This is a genomic window from Streptomyces sp. NPDC004539 (assembly GCF_040610055.1).
Lineage (GTDB): Bacteria > Actinomycetota > Actinomycetes > Streptomycetales > Streptomycetaceae > Streptomyces.
In genome coordinates this window covers 491,784-505,539 of the sequence record NZ_JBEXLS010000004.1, presented here as the reverse complement: position 1 = coordinate 505,539, position 13,756 = coordinate 491,784, and the positions used below count along the sequence as shown (strand labels likewise).

General features: G+C 69.9%; 15 protein-coding genes. 10 read left to right on the top strand and 5 right to left on the bottom strand.

Annotated features, from left to right (window positions below; translation table 11 throughout):
• Window positions 1-229: 229 nt before the first annotated feature.
• The 6 genes from ABZX85_RS11690 to ABZX85_RS11665 all read left to right on the top strand — a co-directional run bounded on the left by ABZX85_RS11690 (window position 230) and on the right by ABZX85_RS11665 (window position 4,424).
• Window positions 230-1,180 carry a hypothetical protein gene (locus tag ABZX85_RS11690; protein ID WP_355865294.1) on the top strand — a complete coding sequence of 317 codons (951 nt, stop codon included), beginning with the start codon at window positions 230-232 and terminating at the stop codon, window positions 1,178-1,180.
• A gap of 162 nt (window positions 1,181-1,342) precedes the next feature.
• Complete coding sequence (locus ABZX85_RS11685) at window positions 1,343-1,633, top strand: hypothetical protein (protein ID WP_355865292.1); 291 nt, start codon at window positions 1,343-1,345, stop codon at window positions 1,631-1,633.
• A 181-nt stretch (window positions 1,634-1,814) separates the two neighbouring features.
• Window positions 1,815-2,309: a DUF5949 family protein gene (locus ABZX85_RS11680; RefSeq protein ID WP_355865289.1), complete on the top strand. Its 495-nt coding sequence runs from the start codon at window positions 1,815-1,817 to the stop codon at window positions 2,307-2,309.
• A gap of 177 nt (window positions 2,310-2,486) precedes the next feature.
• Window positions 2,487-2,999 carry a hypothetical protein gene (locus ABZX85_RS11675; protein ID WP_355865286.1) on the top strand — a complete coding sequence of 171 codons (513 nt, stop codon included), beginning with the start codon at window positions 2,487-2,489 and terminating at the stop codon, window positions 2,997-2,999.
• Between the two features lie 158 nt (window positions 3,000-3,157).
• Window positions 3,158-3,574, top strand: a complete 417-nt coding sequence (locus tag ABZX85_RS11670) for a tyrosinase cofactor (RefSeq protein ID WP_355865284.1) — start codon at window positions 3,158-3,160, stop codon at window positions 3,572-3,574.
• The gene (locus tag ABZX85_RS11665) at window positions 3,558-4,424 is read left to right on the top strand and encodes a tyrosinase family protein (RefSeq protein ID WP_355865282.1); all 867 of its coding nucleotides are present in this window, start codon (window positions 3,558-3,560) and stop codon (window positions 4,422-4,424) included. The genes ABZX85_RS11670 and ABZX85_RS11665 overlap by 17 nt, the downstream gene beginning before the upstream one ends.
• A gap of 91 nt (window positions 4,425-4,515) precedes the next feature.
• On the opposite strand, the gene ABZX85_RS11660 is transcribed toward ABZX85_RS11665, so the two are convergent.
• The 4 genes from ABZX85_RS11660 to ABZX85_RS11645 all read right to left on the bottom strand — a co-directional run bounded on the left by ABZX85_RS11660 (window position 4,516) and on the right by ABZX85_RS11645 (window position 8,057).
• The gene (locus ABZX85_RS11660) at window positions 4,516-4,809 is read right to left on the bottom strand and encodes a chaplin (RefSeq protein ID WP_355865280.1); all 294 of its coding nucleotides are present in this window, start codon (window positions 4,807-4,809) and stop codon (window positions 4,516-4,518) included.
• A gap of 82 nt (window positions 4,810-4,891) precedes the next feature.
• Window positions 4,892-5,170 (bottom strand): phosphopantetheine-binding protein, encoded by a 279-nt coding sequence (locus ABZX85_RS11655; RefSeq protein WP_355865278.1) that lies wholly within the window; start codon window positions 5,168-5,170, stop codon window positions 4,892-4,894.
• Window positions 5,167-6,216, bottom strand: coding sequence for an HAD-IIIC family phosphatase (locus ABZX85_RS11650; protein WP_355865275.1), 1,050 nt, complete (start codon window positions 6,214-6,216; stop codon window positions 5,167-5,169). Before ABZX85_RS11650 ends, ABZX85_RS11655 begins: the two co-directional genes overlap by 4 nt.
• Window positions 6,213-8,057 (bottom strand): GNAT family N-acetyltransferase, encoded by a 1,845-nt coding sequence (locus ABZX85_RS11645; protein ID WP_355865272.1) that lies wholly within the window; start codon window positions 8,055-8,057, stop codon window positions 6,213-6,215. The genes ABZX85_RS11650 and ABZX85_RS11645 overlap by 4 nt, the downstream gene beginning before the upstream one ends.
• A gap of 355 nt (window positions 8,058-8,412) precedes the next feature.
• Here ABZX85_RS11645 and ABZX85_RS11640 point away from each other — a divergent pair, with 355 nt between their 5' ends.
• Together ABZX85_RS11640 and ABZX85_RS11635 are read left to right on the top strand one after the other, a co-directional pair.
• Window positions 8,413-8,793, top strand: a complete 381-nt coding sequence (locus ABZX85_RS11640; protein WP_187749603.1) for an S-adenosylmethionine decarboxylase — start codon at window positions 8,413-8,415, stop codon at window positions 8,791-8,793.
• 9 nt (window positions 8,794-8,802) lie between these two features.
• Complete coding sequence (locus ABZX85_RS11635) at window positions 8,803-9,669, top strand: LysR family transcriptional regulator (protein WP_355865269.1); 867 nt, start codon at window positions 8,803-8,805, stop codon at window positions 9,667-9,669.
• Here ABZX85_RS11635 and ABZX85_RS11630 read toward each other — a convergent pair.
• Window positions 9,629-10,588 carry a DMT family transporter gene (locus ABZX85_RS11630; protein ID WP_355865266.1) on the bottom strand — a complete coding sequence of 320 codons (960 nt, stop codon included), beginning with the start codon at window positions 10,586-10,588 and terminating at the stop codon, window positions 9,629-9,631. The two genes, ABZX85_RS11635 and ABZX85_RS11630, sit on opposite strands and share 41 nt — an antisense overlap.
• A 699-nt stretch (window positions 10,589-11,287) precedes the next feature.
• On the opposite strand from ABZX85_RS11630, the gene ABZX85_RS11625 reads away from it, so the two are divergent.
• On the top strand, window positions 11,288-11,617 hold the full coding sequence (locus tag ABZX85_RS11625; RefSeq protein WP_355865263.1) for a DEAD/DEAH box helicase family protein: 330 nt from the start codon (window positions 11,288-11,290) through the stop codon (window positions 11,615-11,617).
• Window positions 11,562-13,622, top strand: a complete 2,061-nt coding sequence (locus ABZX85_RS11620) for a hypothetical protein (protein WP_355865260.1) — start codon at window positions 11,562-11,564, stop codon at window positions 13,620-13,622. The genes ABZX85_RS11625 and ABZX85_RS11620 overlap by 56 nt, the downstream gene beginning before the upstream one ends.
• The last annotated feature ends 134 nt before the right edge of the window (window positions 13,623-13,756 follow it).

The window sequence follows — 13,756 nt, the reverse complement described above, 5'->3', positions numbered from 1 at the left end:
CGCTCCCCAGCCAGGGGGGCGGCCGTTCCGTGTTTCCGGGGGTCTCGCCGGGGTGTGCTCCCCCGAATGGGGGGTGGCGCGGACGGCGCGGAAGGCGGGGCCTGACGGGGCGTCCGACCTGGGGAGATACGGTCGTACGGGTGGTTGCTGAGCGTCATTGATCTGTTGCGGTGAGTGTGTGTCACTCGCACGGTGGGTTCAAGACCTGACGCAATCGAAAGGAACACTCATGCGTGGTCTGCCCGTACGGCGTATCGCGTCCACCGCTCTCTGCGCCTCCCTCGTCCTCGGCGTCGCCGCCCCCACCGCGTTCGCGGCGGACGGCCTCGCCCACGAACGCGGCGCCGCGGCGTCGAAGGCGCCTCTCCCCGACGCCGGCGCGCTGCTCGCCCAGACCAAGAGCCTCGGTGACCTCGGTTCCCTGCTCACCCCGATCACCGACCTCGTCACCGCCGTACTCAAGGCGCCCGACGGCCAGTTGACGCCCGACAAGGCCGCGGCCCTGTCCGACGCGATCAAGGAGGCCGTCGCGAAGATCAACGCGGCGGCCCCGGCCACCCCGACGGCGGCCCTCCCCGCGACCCCGGCCCTCCCCGCGACCCCGGCGCTGCCCGCGACCCCCGCCCTCCCGGCGGCTCCGGCACTCCCGGCCACCCCCGCCCTCCCCGCGACCCCGGCCCTGCCCGCCGCGCCCGCCCTCCCGGCGGCGCCCGCCCTCCCGCTCCCGGCCGCCAAGTCCGGTGCCGAGAACGGCGAACAGGCGGACGACGACGGAAAGCCGGGCGGCCACGAGGAGACCAAGGCCGCGCTCGCCGACGTCAAGGACGACGCGCTCGCCGCGTTGCAGGCCGCCGTCGCCAAGCTGCTCGCGGCGGCGACCTCGCTCGACGTGCCCGGTGTCGCGGCGGGGGCCGTGAACACGGTCCTCGGCCTGGTCAACCTCGTCGCGGCGACCCTGCTCGGCGGGGGCCTGCCCGTGCCGAACCTGCCCGGACTGCCGGCCCTCCCGGTCGACCCCGCGGCCCTCCCGGCGGCCCCGGCGCTCCCCGCGACCCCCGCCCTCCCCGCGACCCCCGCGACCCCCGCCCTCCCGGCGGCACCGGCCGCCCCGGCCCTCCCAGCGGCTCCAGCCCTCCCGGCGGCGCCGCAACTCCCGGTGGCGGCCCCGCAATTGCCGTAATCCGGTAATCGGGCACCTCTGATTTCTGCACCCCGGTTCTCCGACCGGGGTGCAGAAATTTCTGCGTACGGGCTTTCCCGCGCGTTTCCGGCGCGCGAGGGAATCGTTAGGCACGGCGTCGTGATTGCCGACTCCCTCTCAGCCGCCGATGAAAGGAACCCGATGAAGTCCCTCAAGGTCGCCGCTGTCGTTGCCGGAACCGTCGCCCTCGCCGGTGCCGCCGCGCCCGCGTTCGCGCACACCCCCGCCGACCTCACGCCCACGAGCCTCACCGGCGCGGTGAACACGCTCACCTCGGGGGGCCTCACCGCGCAGGACGTGATGCCGCTCCAGCACCAGTCCAACGCGCTGGACACCGAGAACGCCGAGTCCCCGCTGTCCACCGTCAAGGGCGCGGCCGGCGCGCTCAACACGCACAACCCCCTGCTGGGCGGGCTGCCGCTCCAGAGCTGACCGCCGGCCCCGAGGACCGGCCCCGCGCACACCGGGGCCGGTCCTCTTGTACGACCGCGGGAGGCCGGGCGTCGACCCGGGACACCGCCCGTCCCTCGTACGGGTGGCACACCCATCCGGAGTCCTCCGCTCGGGTGAGGACACGACCTGACGGGGCGTCGGCCGCCGCTATGGTCGCGCGGTGACCTCAACTAGCGAAACCCGCCCCTTCCGTGTCGCCGACCTCGGCACCCTGGTCGTGATGCCGTGGAGCGGCGAGGCCCCCGACGGCAGTGACATGCCCTACCTGCTCGCCTACTCCCTCGGTGACGCGGCCGACGGGCCCGAGGTGACCGCGAGCGCCATCGAGCGGCTCCTGGCCGACAACGGCCTGCCGGTCGGCGGCGACCTCGTCGACGGCACCGAGCGGCCGAGCCTGCCGGTCAGCCTGCTGGTCGAGTCGGGCCAGGCGGTGCTGAACATGCCGAGCCTCAACGCGCAGTGCGTGCCGCCGCCGGAGTGGCTGGCCGCCGTCGAGAACCGCGGGTACGCCTACCTCGTCTTCACCACCCGCCCGTGGCCCGAGGCCGAGCCGGGCAAGCCGGTCGAACTGGAGGCGCTGGCCGCGTTCGCCGGAGCCGACGAGACCCTGAACGCGGCGGCGCACATCGTGCTGCCCGCGCGCAGCCTCCGATAACACCTCGATACGTACGGCGCGGCGGTCACCCTTTCGAGTGACCGCCGCGCCGCTTTAGTCGTTCGATTCCCGCGTCCGGGGGAATTGTGAACCGCCCTCGTTTCCAGGGTGCGCGCCCCGCTCGTTACTCGGTACGCAGAGCGCGTCCCCCGCAATCCGAAAGGGCTCGTACCCGAGATGAAGTCGACCACCCGAGGAACCCTCGCCGCCGTGCTGCTGGCCGCCGCTGCCGGCGCCGCCGCCGCGACCCCCGCCGCCGCGGCCGAGACGGTCCCCGTCCCCGTCCCGCTCGACGGCGCCGAGACCGCGCTCGGCATGGAACTGCCCAAGCTCGGCGGCGAGATCCCGCTCCCGATGCCGGGCGCGCCCGACGGCCCGCGCTACGTCGAGGGCCGGCTCCTGCCCGACCGCGCGCTCCCGCAGCTCCCGGTCGGCGCGGCCCTCCCGGGCCTCGGCATGCGTACGCCGCTCCCGCGCGTCCTCGGCGACGACTTCGACCACGTCGGCGTCGACGCTCCCGCCAACGACGTCCGCGCGCTCGGCCCCGGCGCCACCCTCGACCTCCCGCTCACCCCGCCGAACCCCGACAACTTCGGCCTCCCGGACCCGAAGCTCCCCGCGGCCGGCATCGTCACCCCCGTCCTCCAGGCCGTCCCGGCCGCGGACCTGGGGCTGGGCCAGGGGCTGTAACCGGCAGCCGCCTTTCAGTTTTCTCGACTTTTCCGACGACGGCCCGGGGCGATGGGTGCCCCGGGCCGTCGTCCGTACTCTTTTCCGGTTCCGGCGGTGACCCTCCGGGCCTCTTCGCGGTTACCGGGGTGACAGCGGAACCGGAGGAGGAGTCGAGGATGACGGTCGTCGGTGTGGGCGGGGGTTCGGTGGCGGTGGCGAGACCCGGGCGGCGGGCGCTGCTGCGGGGGCTGCTCGGGGTGGGGGCGATCGCCGCCGTGACCCCGCTGCTCGTCGCCTCGCGGGGGTTTCGGAACGTGGACCCCGGGCCGGGGTTCGACGAGATGTACCGGGGCCGCCACCTCCAGGGCATGCCCATGCAGACCGGCCGCTCCGGCGAGCCGTCCTGGCAGGTCACCGTCGACGGCCGCCCGCTGCACCTCATGCGCCGCGCCGACGGCACCTGGCTGAGCATGGTCGACCACTACCGCTCGTACGACACCCCGCTCGCCGCCGCCCGCGCCGCCGTCGACGAACTCAGCCCGGGGGAACAGCTCAAGGAGCGCACGGGGGGACACCATGGCCTACACGCGTAAAGACGTCAGCACCCTCACCGCCGCCGAACGAAAACGCTTCGTGAAGGCGCTCCTGGAGGTCAAACGCCGGGGAGAGTACGACGAGTTCGTCCGCATGCACATCGACTACTACGTCTCCGACGGCGAGGACGGCCTGCGGACGGCCCACATGGCGCCGTCCTTCCTGCCCTGGCACCGGCGCTTCCTGCTGGAGCTGGAGGGGGCGCTGCGCAAGGTCGACGACTCGGTGACGGTGCCGTACTGGGACTGGACGCGCGACCGCACCGCCAAATCGGCGCCCTGGACGGCGGATCTGCTCGGCGGCAACGGCCGGCCGGGCGACCGGCAGGTGACGACGGGGCCGTTCGCGTACGGGTCCGGGAACTGGACGCTGCGCGAGAACATCACCGACGAGGACTTCCTCACCCGCGACCTCGGACGGGCCCGCGAACCCATCGAACTGCCCACGAAGGACGAGCTGGAGTGGGCGATGTCCGACCCCGTCTACGACTCCGCGCCCTGGGACTCGACGGTCACGAAGGGCTTCCGCAACAAGCTGGAGGGGTGGGGGACCGGGCGGGGCACCGTCTCCTGGCGCAACCACAACCGCGTCCACCGGTGGGTCGGCGGGGTGATGCTGGGCGGCGCGTCCGTCAACGACCCGGTGTTCTGGCTGCACCACGCCTTCATCGACCTGGTCTGGTACCGCTGGCAGAAACGGCACGCCGAGCACCGCTATCTCCCGGCGCAGCAGCCCCCGTTGGGCAACCGGCAGCGCGGACGGGTCGTCGCACGCGGGGAGAAGCTGCCGCCGTGGGACGTGACACCGGACCAGCTTGAGGACGCGAGCCGTATCTACCGGTACGCGTAAGGGAGTCGGCGAACTTTTCGTGCACACGGGAAAGCCCCGGCGCTCGGAGGAGCCGGGGCTTTCCCGTGCAGGTACGGGAGGTGACGGAACGTCAGCCGCCGTAACCGCCGCCGTAGCCGCCGCCGTGCTTCGGGCCGTGGTCGCCGCCCTTGTTGACGCAGGTGTTGCCGAAGGCCGGGTTCAGCAGACCGATCACGTTCACGGTGTTGCCGCACAGGTTCACCGGGATGTTGACCGGGACCTGGACGACGTTGCCGGAAGCCACACCGGGCGAGCCGACAGCCGCGCCCTGCGCGCCCGCGTCCGCCATGGCCAGACCGGCGCCGCCGATGACGACGGCGGACGTGCTGAGCACGACGGCCGCGGTCTTCGCGATGCGAGACATCACGTTCTCCTCACTGACTCGGTACGTACGACGGCAGGTTTCGCCGACCGCACTCCCCGTTAACGTCAGCGGAGCGAACGGGTCACGGCGCGTCGGGGTGGATCACCCGAGTGACGAACTCCGCCAGGGTCGCGATCGACTCCAGGCTGTCCAGGCTGAGATCGAGATCGGCGACGTCCACGCCGTACCGCTTCTTGACCGCGGCGAGCAGGGCGACACCGGCGAGGGAGGTCAACGCGATGCGGGGGCCGAAGAGTTCGGTTTCGGCGGGGAGCGCGGCGAGGTACTCCGGGTCGAGGCGGGTGGCCTCGGCGACCATGGCTCGGATCTCGCGCTCGACGTCTGTACGGGGGTCGGTCATGCGTCCGGGGTCTCTCTGACGTGGAGGTAGGCGGGGGGCTGGGGGAGGTCGCCGGTGAGGGAGCGGCCCAGTACGGGCGGATCGGTGTCGCCCGTCCGGCGCAGCCCCGCCTGCCGCAGCAGGACGCGCATCTCCAGGTTGGCGTCCGTGGGACGCAGGGTGACGGAGAAGCGCTGTACGCCGTCGGCGCGGGCCCGCGCCATGAGGCGGAACAGGAACGCCGCCGCCGCGCCGCGTCCGGCGACCCGGCAGGAGAGGGCGAGGAGGGGGACCGACCAGGTGTCCGGCGCGGAGCGGTCGACGAGGGCGGTGCCGATGACGCCGTAGTCGCCGAAGCGGTCGGACATGCGGGCGGTGTGGAGGGTGTGGGCCTTCTCGTCGGCGAGCAGTTCGCGGAGGGTGTCCGGGGTGAGGCCGGAGGAGTTCAACCGGTGCGTGCGAGCGGCGAGTTCGAGGGCCCGGGGGATGTCGTCCGGGGTCGCGGGGCCGATCGTGAGGCGCATGTCGCACCAGGTGAGGAACTCCTCGCGGGAGCCCTCGAAGCGGTCGCCCTCGGCACGGCGGACCGCTTCCGTGCGGTAGCGGTCGACGCGGGCACGGGACTCCGGGGTGACCTCCCGGCCCTCGAACTCCGCGAGCAGGAGAGGGACTTCCTCGGGGGTGAGGGTGCTCACGCCGGGCAACAGGGCCTCGACCTCGGCGCGTTCGTACGGGGAGTCGTCGACGAGGAGGAGGGAGTCCGTCGCGATGCCGAGCTCCTCGGAGATGCGGCGCAGGGCCTCGCTCTTGTCCTGCCAGGAGACTTGGGGCGACAGGAAGCGGTCGTGCAGCGCCGGGAGGCTGCTCGCCATGCGGTCCAGGACCGTGGGGGCGCTGCGGCTCGCGACGCTGCTGAGGACGCCGTGTTCCGCGAGGGTGTCGATCGCGGTGAGCATCTCCGGGCGGGGGGTGGGGAGTTCGTCGGTCGCGGTCTCCACGGCGACGTCGTCCCACAGGGTGCCGTCGAGGTCCCAGACGACGCACTTGACGTGGCCGTAGGTGGTCATCGGGTGGCCTCGGGTTCGGCCGTCGGCAGCTTGAGTTTCATGGTCAGGCTCGTCGGGTCGAAGCCGAACTGGCGGTAGACCGTGCGCATCGGGACGTTGCCGACGTGCACCCGGCCGGTGACCTCCTTGATGCCGTTGGCCAGGCAGAACTCCAGGCCGGCGGTGAGGAGGAGTTCGGCGACGTCCGCGCGGTTGTCGAGCGGGGAGACCGCCAGGGAACGGAAGTTGGCGTAGCGGTCGCCGGTCATCGCGTTGGTGTTGATGCTGATCCAGCACCAGCCGACGGGGGCGCCGTCCGGGGCCGCCGCGACGATCATGCCCTGCCGGTTCTTCTCCATCGCCTTGCCGAGCCGGGCCGACCAGACCGCAGGGTCGTCGATCGCGTCCTCGCCGAAGGAGACGCGGGCGATCTCCGCCTCGAACTCACCGATCGCCGGGAGGTCGGGTTCGGTGGCCTGGCGGGTGAGGTAGGGGGCGGCTCGGTGGGTGAGGGCGGTGCGGGAGTCGGGGGTGGGGGGGTGCCAACCGGGGGTGGTCGTGGGGGAGTTGGCGGGGGTGGCGGGAGTTGGGGGTGCGGTCTTCGGCTCCGGGGTTCGCGGGGGCACCTGCTGCTGGGGGGCGGGCGGTGTCGACGGCGTCGTAGGTGTTGTGGGTGTGGGCGCCGGTGCCGGGGTTGTTTCGGGGACCAACTGGCCCGGGCGGAAAGGGCCCTTGCCGCAGTGGGGGCAGCCGGCTGCGCGGAGGGCGCCTACCGAGGACCAGGCCGCGCCGGGGCCGACCTCGATGCGGGCGGCGCAGGACATGCACTCGTAGCGGCGGGCGCGGGTGCGCTTGTCGCCGGTGTAGAGGGGGCCCGAGAAGTCGCCGGGGTGGGAGGGGGTCGTCGAGCTGGTCGTCAGGAGGTGCTGGAAGAAGCCGACGCCGCCGAGGATGCCGCTGCCCTCGTACTCGTTGAAGTTACGGATGTGGCCGTGGGTGACCAGGCCCAGTTCGATGATCTCGCGCTGGACGGCGAGCATGTCGTCCGGGCTCTTGCCGCCGAAGGAGAAGAAGATGCTGTGCGCGGCGCCGGGCCGCAGCCCCTCGACCGCGCGGGAGAGGAAGAGGCGGGCGCCCTCGGGGGTGTACGGCGGGTCGGTCATGGCCGCGTCGAACCGGCCGTGCAGCCCGGCGGGCAGCGGCTCGCGCAGGTCGTGCTCGACGGTGTCGACGCGGGTGCCGAGCGTGGCCGCGACCTTCTGGACGTACCCCAGGATCTCGGGGGAGATGTCGACGACGGTCACCCGCTCGACGATCGGCCCGCCCAGGACGTCCCCGACGACCGCGATCGCCAGGGAGATCAGGTCGTCGTCCCCGATGAGCAGCAGCGAGCCGCCCGGCAGGACGCCGGCGGTGAGCAGCGCGAGGACGCGGCGGACCTTCGTCTCCGGCGTGCAGTGCGACTGGTCGATCGCGAGATCGGCGGCGGGCCCGTCGGCCATCAGCGCGCGCAGGCGTCGTACGGCCTCGTCGAGGACGTCGGGGATCACCAGTTCGCGGCCGTCGCACGTGGTGCACGTGGCGTTCATCGCGAGGTCCATGCCGAGTTCGGCGAGGAGGTCGCGGCCGGCCGGGGTGAGGCGGGAGGGGCGGTCCGTCGTGACCAGGTCGCGGCGGCGGAGTTCGTTGCCGACGGCGGCGACGATCGGGACCGGGAGGCTGGTGGCCCGGCTCAGCTCCTTCGTCGACGCCGGTTCGAGGCGGCGCAGGGCCCGCAGGACCGCGCGCACTCCGGGCGGGCCTTCTTGGAGCCGGACCGCGGCGGCGACTTCGCTGAGCACTCGATCGGCGGCCGTACTCACCAGGGGGCTCCTGAGCGGGGGAGGGTTTCGGACAGTGCGGCATCCAGTGTAAGGGACGGGAGTTCGAGGTATGCGGGGTAATAGCGGGCGTATTTAAGCCGGGAATTCTCTGCACATCGCCCGGGATTCTCTTGATCCTTTATTGGGGTGGAATTCCATAAGCCGGAACGGATCAAGGTCGGCCGGATTCTTGACGAACTGCACGACAGCGCCGTAGGGGGCGTCTGATGCTACGCTGGCGTCAACGAGCGCCAGTGACTGGCCTCGCGACCTTCCTGTTCGGCCGCGCGGACCAGCGCAGAAACCAAGCGAAAGGAGACGGGGAAGTGATCTCGGTCACGTTCCCCGGTTCCCCATGACGAACGCCGTAAGCCTTGCCACCGAGGGTATAAACGTCGACGACCTGTGCTCGTACGCGGTCGACGTATGGGTGAGCGACAACAGTATTCTGACGGACGAGGAACGCCTTCTCCAGGTGCTCCGTACCGCCGCCGAAAAGGGAAACGCCAAGGTGCTCGGTGAGGCGTCCCATGTATTTCCGAACGGCGCGGTGACCGCCATTCTTCTCCTTTCGGCCTCTCATCTCAGCATCCACACCTGGCCGGAGTTCAACCTCGCCAACGTCGATCTGCTGGCGTACGGGCGGCTGAACGGCGAGCGGATGATGGAGAGCGTGGAGCTGGGGCTCGCGCCCACGCGGATCAATGTGACGCGGATGCTGCGGGCCGTGAACTGACGTTCCCCGATGGAGTTCCGTCAGCTGGTGACGTTCCGCAAGGTCGCCGCGCTGCTCAGTTTCACCCGGGCCGCCGAGGAGCTGAACTACGCGCAGTCCAGCGTGACTTCGCAGATCCGGGCGCTGGAGAACTCGCTCGGGGTGGAGCTGTTCGACCGGCTCGGCGGGCGGATCAGGCTGACGCCCGCGGGGCTGCGGCTCGTCGAACACGCCGAGCGGATACTGGAGTCGGTCGAGGTCGCGCGGGCCGAGGTGACGGGCGGCCCGGCCGGCACCGTCGTCGTGGGCACGATGGAGAGCATCACGTCGTACCGCATGCCCCCGCTCCTGGAGTTCCTGCACCACCGCCACCCCGGGCTGCGGCTCGCCCTGCGGCCCGGCGTGTGCGCCGAGACGCGGCAGGCGCTGCGGCAGGGGACGTACGACATCGGGTTCCTCATGGAACGGGAGACCGAGCATCCGGGGCTGGAGACCGTCGTCCTCACCGAGGAGCCGCTGGTCCTCGTCGCCGCGCCCGGCCACGCTCTCTCGGGTGAACGGCCGCTGACTGTCGACGACTTGAGGACGGTGTCCGTTCTCGCGGCGGAGGCGGGGTGCGCGTACCGGGACCTCTTCGAGGAGGAACTCGGCGATGTCTTCCTGGAGTTCGGGACGATCGAGGCGATCAAACGGGGTGTCTCCACCGGGCTCGGGATCGCGCTGCTGCCCGAGGTGACCGTCGCCGAGGAGCTGGAACGCGGTGAGCTGGTCGTGCTGCCGTGGCGTCCCTCGTTCACCGTCCACACCCAACTCGCCTGGCGCAGCGGGCGGTTGCTCCCGGCGGAACTGCGGCTGCTCATCGACGAGTCGGTGCGGTTGATGCGCGGCGGAGGTTGACGCCGAGGGTCGCCGCCACGATCAGCGGGACGCCGAGCGCCTGGAGCCAGGTGATGTGGTGGCCGTACACCGCCCAGTCGCACAGCAGCGCCGCCGCCGGGTAGACGAACGCCAGTACCGCGATCTTCGACGTCGGGAGTTTCTGGTACGCCGCGTACATCAGGACGTACATCACGCCGGTGTGCAGCACCCCGAGGCCGATCAGCCAGCCCCAGCCGGCGCCGCCCAGTTCCGTGCTCTCCGAGAGGCGGGTGAACGGCAGCAATAGGGGGATGCCGAGGGTGACTTGGACCAGGGCGACGAGGTGGGGGCGGATGCCGGTCACGCGTTTCGTGACGACCGTCGAGAGGCCGTAGAAGAGGGCCGCCAGCAGGGCGTACCCCATGCCGGCCAGGCCCGCTCCGGTCGCTCCGCCGGCTCCGGCGACGCCTCCTCCGGCGCCGGCGACCAGGACCAGGCCGAGGAAGGCGATCCCGAGCCAGCCGGCCTTGCGTGCCGTCAGCCGCTCCTTGAACAGCGCCGCTCCGAGCAGGACGACGATGAACGGCTGCGTGTGGTACACGACCGTCGCCACCGAGATCGACGTCCGCCGGTACGACTCGAAGAGGAACGCCCAGTTGAAGACGATGAACACGCCGCCGAGTGCCGTCAGCCCCAACTTCCTCGCCGTGAAGCCGTGTTGCCTGAAGTAGCCGCGGGCCAGGCAGTACAGCGCGAGGAACAGCGCGCCGAACACGCACCGGTAGAAGACGACCGTGAACGGCGAGGCCCCCGACTCGACGACGAACACCCCGATCGTCCCGGACAGCAGCATGGCGGCGGTGAGCTGGAGGACACCACGCCTCTCCTGACGGGGGCTCACGGCCTGGGCGGCGACCTGTGCCGGGTGTCGTTCCGGCGATGTGCTGGTGGGGTTCATGCGTCGAAGCTACGAGCGGGGTGGGGGTGGGGGCCATGGGCTGCTGGGGGAGGAAATCGATGGGGGGATCGGTGTGGGCGATGGGGCGGGGCGGGGGCCGCTGCTGCGCGCGCATGTGTTGGCTGGATTTCTTCTGCGGCGAGGGTGGTAGTGCTCCACCGGTCGGGGCCGATTCGACCGAGCTTCTCCGGCGGGGTGCCGCTCGGCTTTCGCGTAGCGCGGCTGGAAGGGGTTCGGGGAGGCTGGAGCCGTGCCGTGTCCTCCTGTGAGGCGCGGAGCGTGCTCGTCTTCTGCGGCGGGGTGCGGACGCGGTTGCCGGGTGAGTTCCAGTGCGCCGAGCGCTGGGCCCGGCGGCGTCTCGATGGCGCGGCACCGGGATTCTCGGCGGCTCTTCGCAGTTCGGACGGTCTGTGTGCCCCCGTCGGGAGGCGCAGGGAAGGGCTGGTTGTGGTGCGGCGGGTGTGATCTGCGGGGATTCGCTGGTCGTGACTGCGGCCGGGCAGCTTCCGAAGACGCGGGTCGGTTGATGGGCGGCGGGTGTGGTTCCTCTCGGGTCGACATTGGCTTCGACAGCGGTGCCGGCAACCCACCCGGCGCGGACGGACGGTCCGCGATCGTGTACCTGTGGGAACGCGTCTGGGAGAAACACACCTGGCTGAACATCGTCGGGAGGCTGATGATCGTGCAGACCAAGGAAGAGTGGGGGACGTCGCTACAGGCACCGCGGTGCGGCGTACGAGCATGCTCTTCCCGCGGTCCCACCAGCGGGAGGCTGTCACGGGCATTGTCGAGGCGGTGAAGGAGGAGGGTGTCGGGCAGCGGTACTTGATCGAGCACTCGGCAGGGTCGGGGAAGACGAACACCATCTCCTGGACGGTCCATAGGCTGGCGCGGCTGCATGTCGATGACCGGAAGGTCTTCGACTCGGTCATCGTGGTTGTGGACCGCACTGTCCTTGACTCCCAGCTGCAGGATGCGATTCGGCAGATCGACGGGCACCGGCAAGATCGTCGCGACGATCAACCCTGAGGACGTCCGCAAGGCCGGAGTGAAGTCGAAGTCGGGTCTGCTGGCGCGAGCGTTGAAGAACGGCGAGCTGATCATCGCGGTGACGGTGCAGACGTTTCCGTATGCGCTGGAGGAGATACGTACCGACGTTGGTCTGAGAGGCAGGCGGTTCGCCGTGATCGCCGATGAGGCGCACTCCTCCCAGGCGGGTCAGGTCTCCTCGAAGCTGAAGCAGGTGCTGACAGCCGAGGAGGTCAAAGAGATCGAGGAGGAGGGCGGAGAGGTCGATGTGGAGTCGGTGCCGGCCTCGGAGATGACCGAGCGGGCCGAGTCGGAGAACACCTTCTACTTCGCTTTCACTACGACGCCGGAGAACAAGAGCCTCGAACTGTTCGGTCGGAAGGGGGCCGATGGCAAGCCGCGCGAGTTCCACCTCTACTCGATGAAGCAGGCGATCGAGGAGGGCTGCATCCTCGACGTGCTCAAGGGCTACCAGCACTACGACACTGCTTTGAGGATCGCCGGCAGGGCTGCGAGCGGCGACAGGGGAGAGGCCGAGGAAGCCGCTGCCCGTAAAGGGCTGATGCGGTGGGTGCAGCTCCACCCGACGAACATCAGCCAGAAGGTACAGATCATCGTCGAGTATTTCCACACCAACGTTGTCTACCTCCTCGAAGGCAAGGCGAAGGCAATGATGGTGACCGACTCGCGCAGGTCCGCAGTGAAGTACAAACTGGCTATCGACGCCTACATCGCCAGACGGCGCGCCCAGGATTCCTCGTACAACTACCGCACCCTGGTCGCCTTCTCCGCCGGGGTGACGATGCCGGAGAACGAGACCTGGCACAGTGACTGGGGCCCGAGGCCGTCGAAGGACGACGAGTTCACCGAGGCCAACATGAACCCCGGCTCTGGGGCTGATCTTGCAGCCGCTTTCAAGGGTGAGGCGTACAAGATCATGCTGGTCGCCAACAAGTTCCAGACCGGCTTCGACCAGCCCCTGCTTTCGGCGATGTACGTCGACAAGAAGCTGCCGGGGGTCACTGCGATGCAGACTCTCTCGCGGCTCAACCGCACCCACCGCACCGCCGGTGGTGAGCAGAAGCGCAAGACGTTCGTCATCGACTTCGCCAACAAGCCCGAGGACATCAAGGCGGCCTTTGAGCCGTACTTCAAGAACGCGACCCTGGAGACCGAGAGCGATCCGTACGTGGTCGTCCACCTGGCCAACAAGCTTGCTCAGGCCGGAATCCATGCCGAGGACGTTGTCCGCAAGGTCGCCGAACTGTGGGTGCCCCGGAAGGGCAACAACGCGCTCTCGGCAGCGATCAGCCCGGCGCAACGCGATTTCCGGCGCCGCTACGCGCGGGCGATCGAGGAAGAGGACAAGGCCACGCTCAACGCGCTCGACCTCTTCCGCAAGGACGCCTCCACCTACGTACGCCTCTACGACTTCATGTCCCAGACCGTCGACTATGGCGACCCTTTCGTGGAGACGCTCTCGATCTTCCTACGCCTGCTGGAGAAGGTCATCGTCGAGTCCGCTTGGGCGGCCGACGTCGACCTCTCCGACGTGGTGCTGATCGAGGTCAAGCACAACAAGGCGATCCCGGTCGACATCTCACTCGTGGGTGACGGGCAACTGAAGGGCATCAGCGCCGCCGGCGCGGGCGCGAAGAAGGAACCGAAGTACGTCGCGCTCCAGGTCGTCATAGACAAGATGAACGACCCCTTCGGCGCCGAATCGTTTGCCGAGTCCCAGATTCGAGGGTCCGTTCAAGGCATTGTCCAGCAGTTGCTCGTCGGCACGGATCTGGTCAGACAGACCGAGGTGAACTCCAAGAAGCAGTTCCTGGAGTCACCGGACTTCCAAGCAGCCGTTACAGAGGCGGTCGCAGACAACCAGGACGCCCACAACACGATGGCTGACTACTTCATCACCGACGGGCCGGCTGTCAACTCGATCATCGGGGCTCTTGTAGATGCCTTCTACGAAGCACCGGTGGATCAGCGAGTGGGTTCATAGGAGCGGGTTCTTGGCCGCAAGAAGACGCTTCAAGGGACCGCAGGAAAGGGAGGGAGGAAACGTTAGGGGTAGGCGTGGAGCCGTGCTCTAGAGGCGAACGTTGGAGGCAGTTCGTCTGCCCAGTATGGATTTTG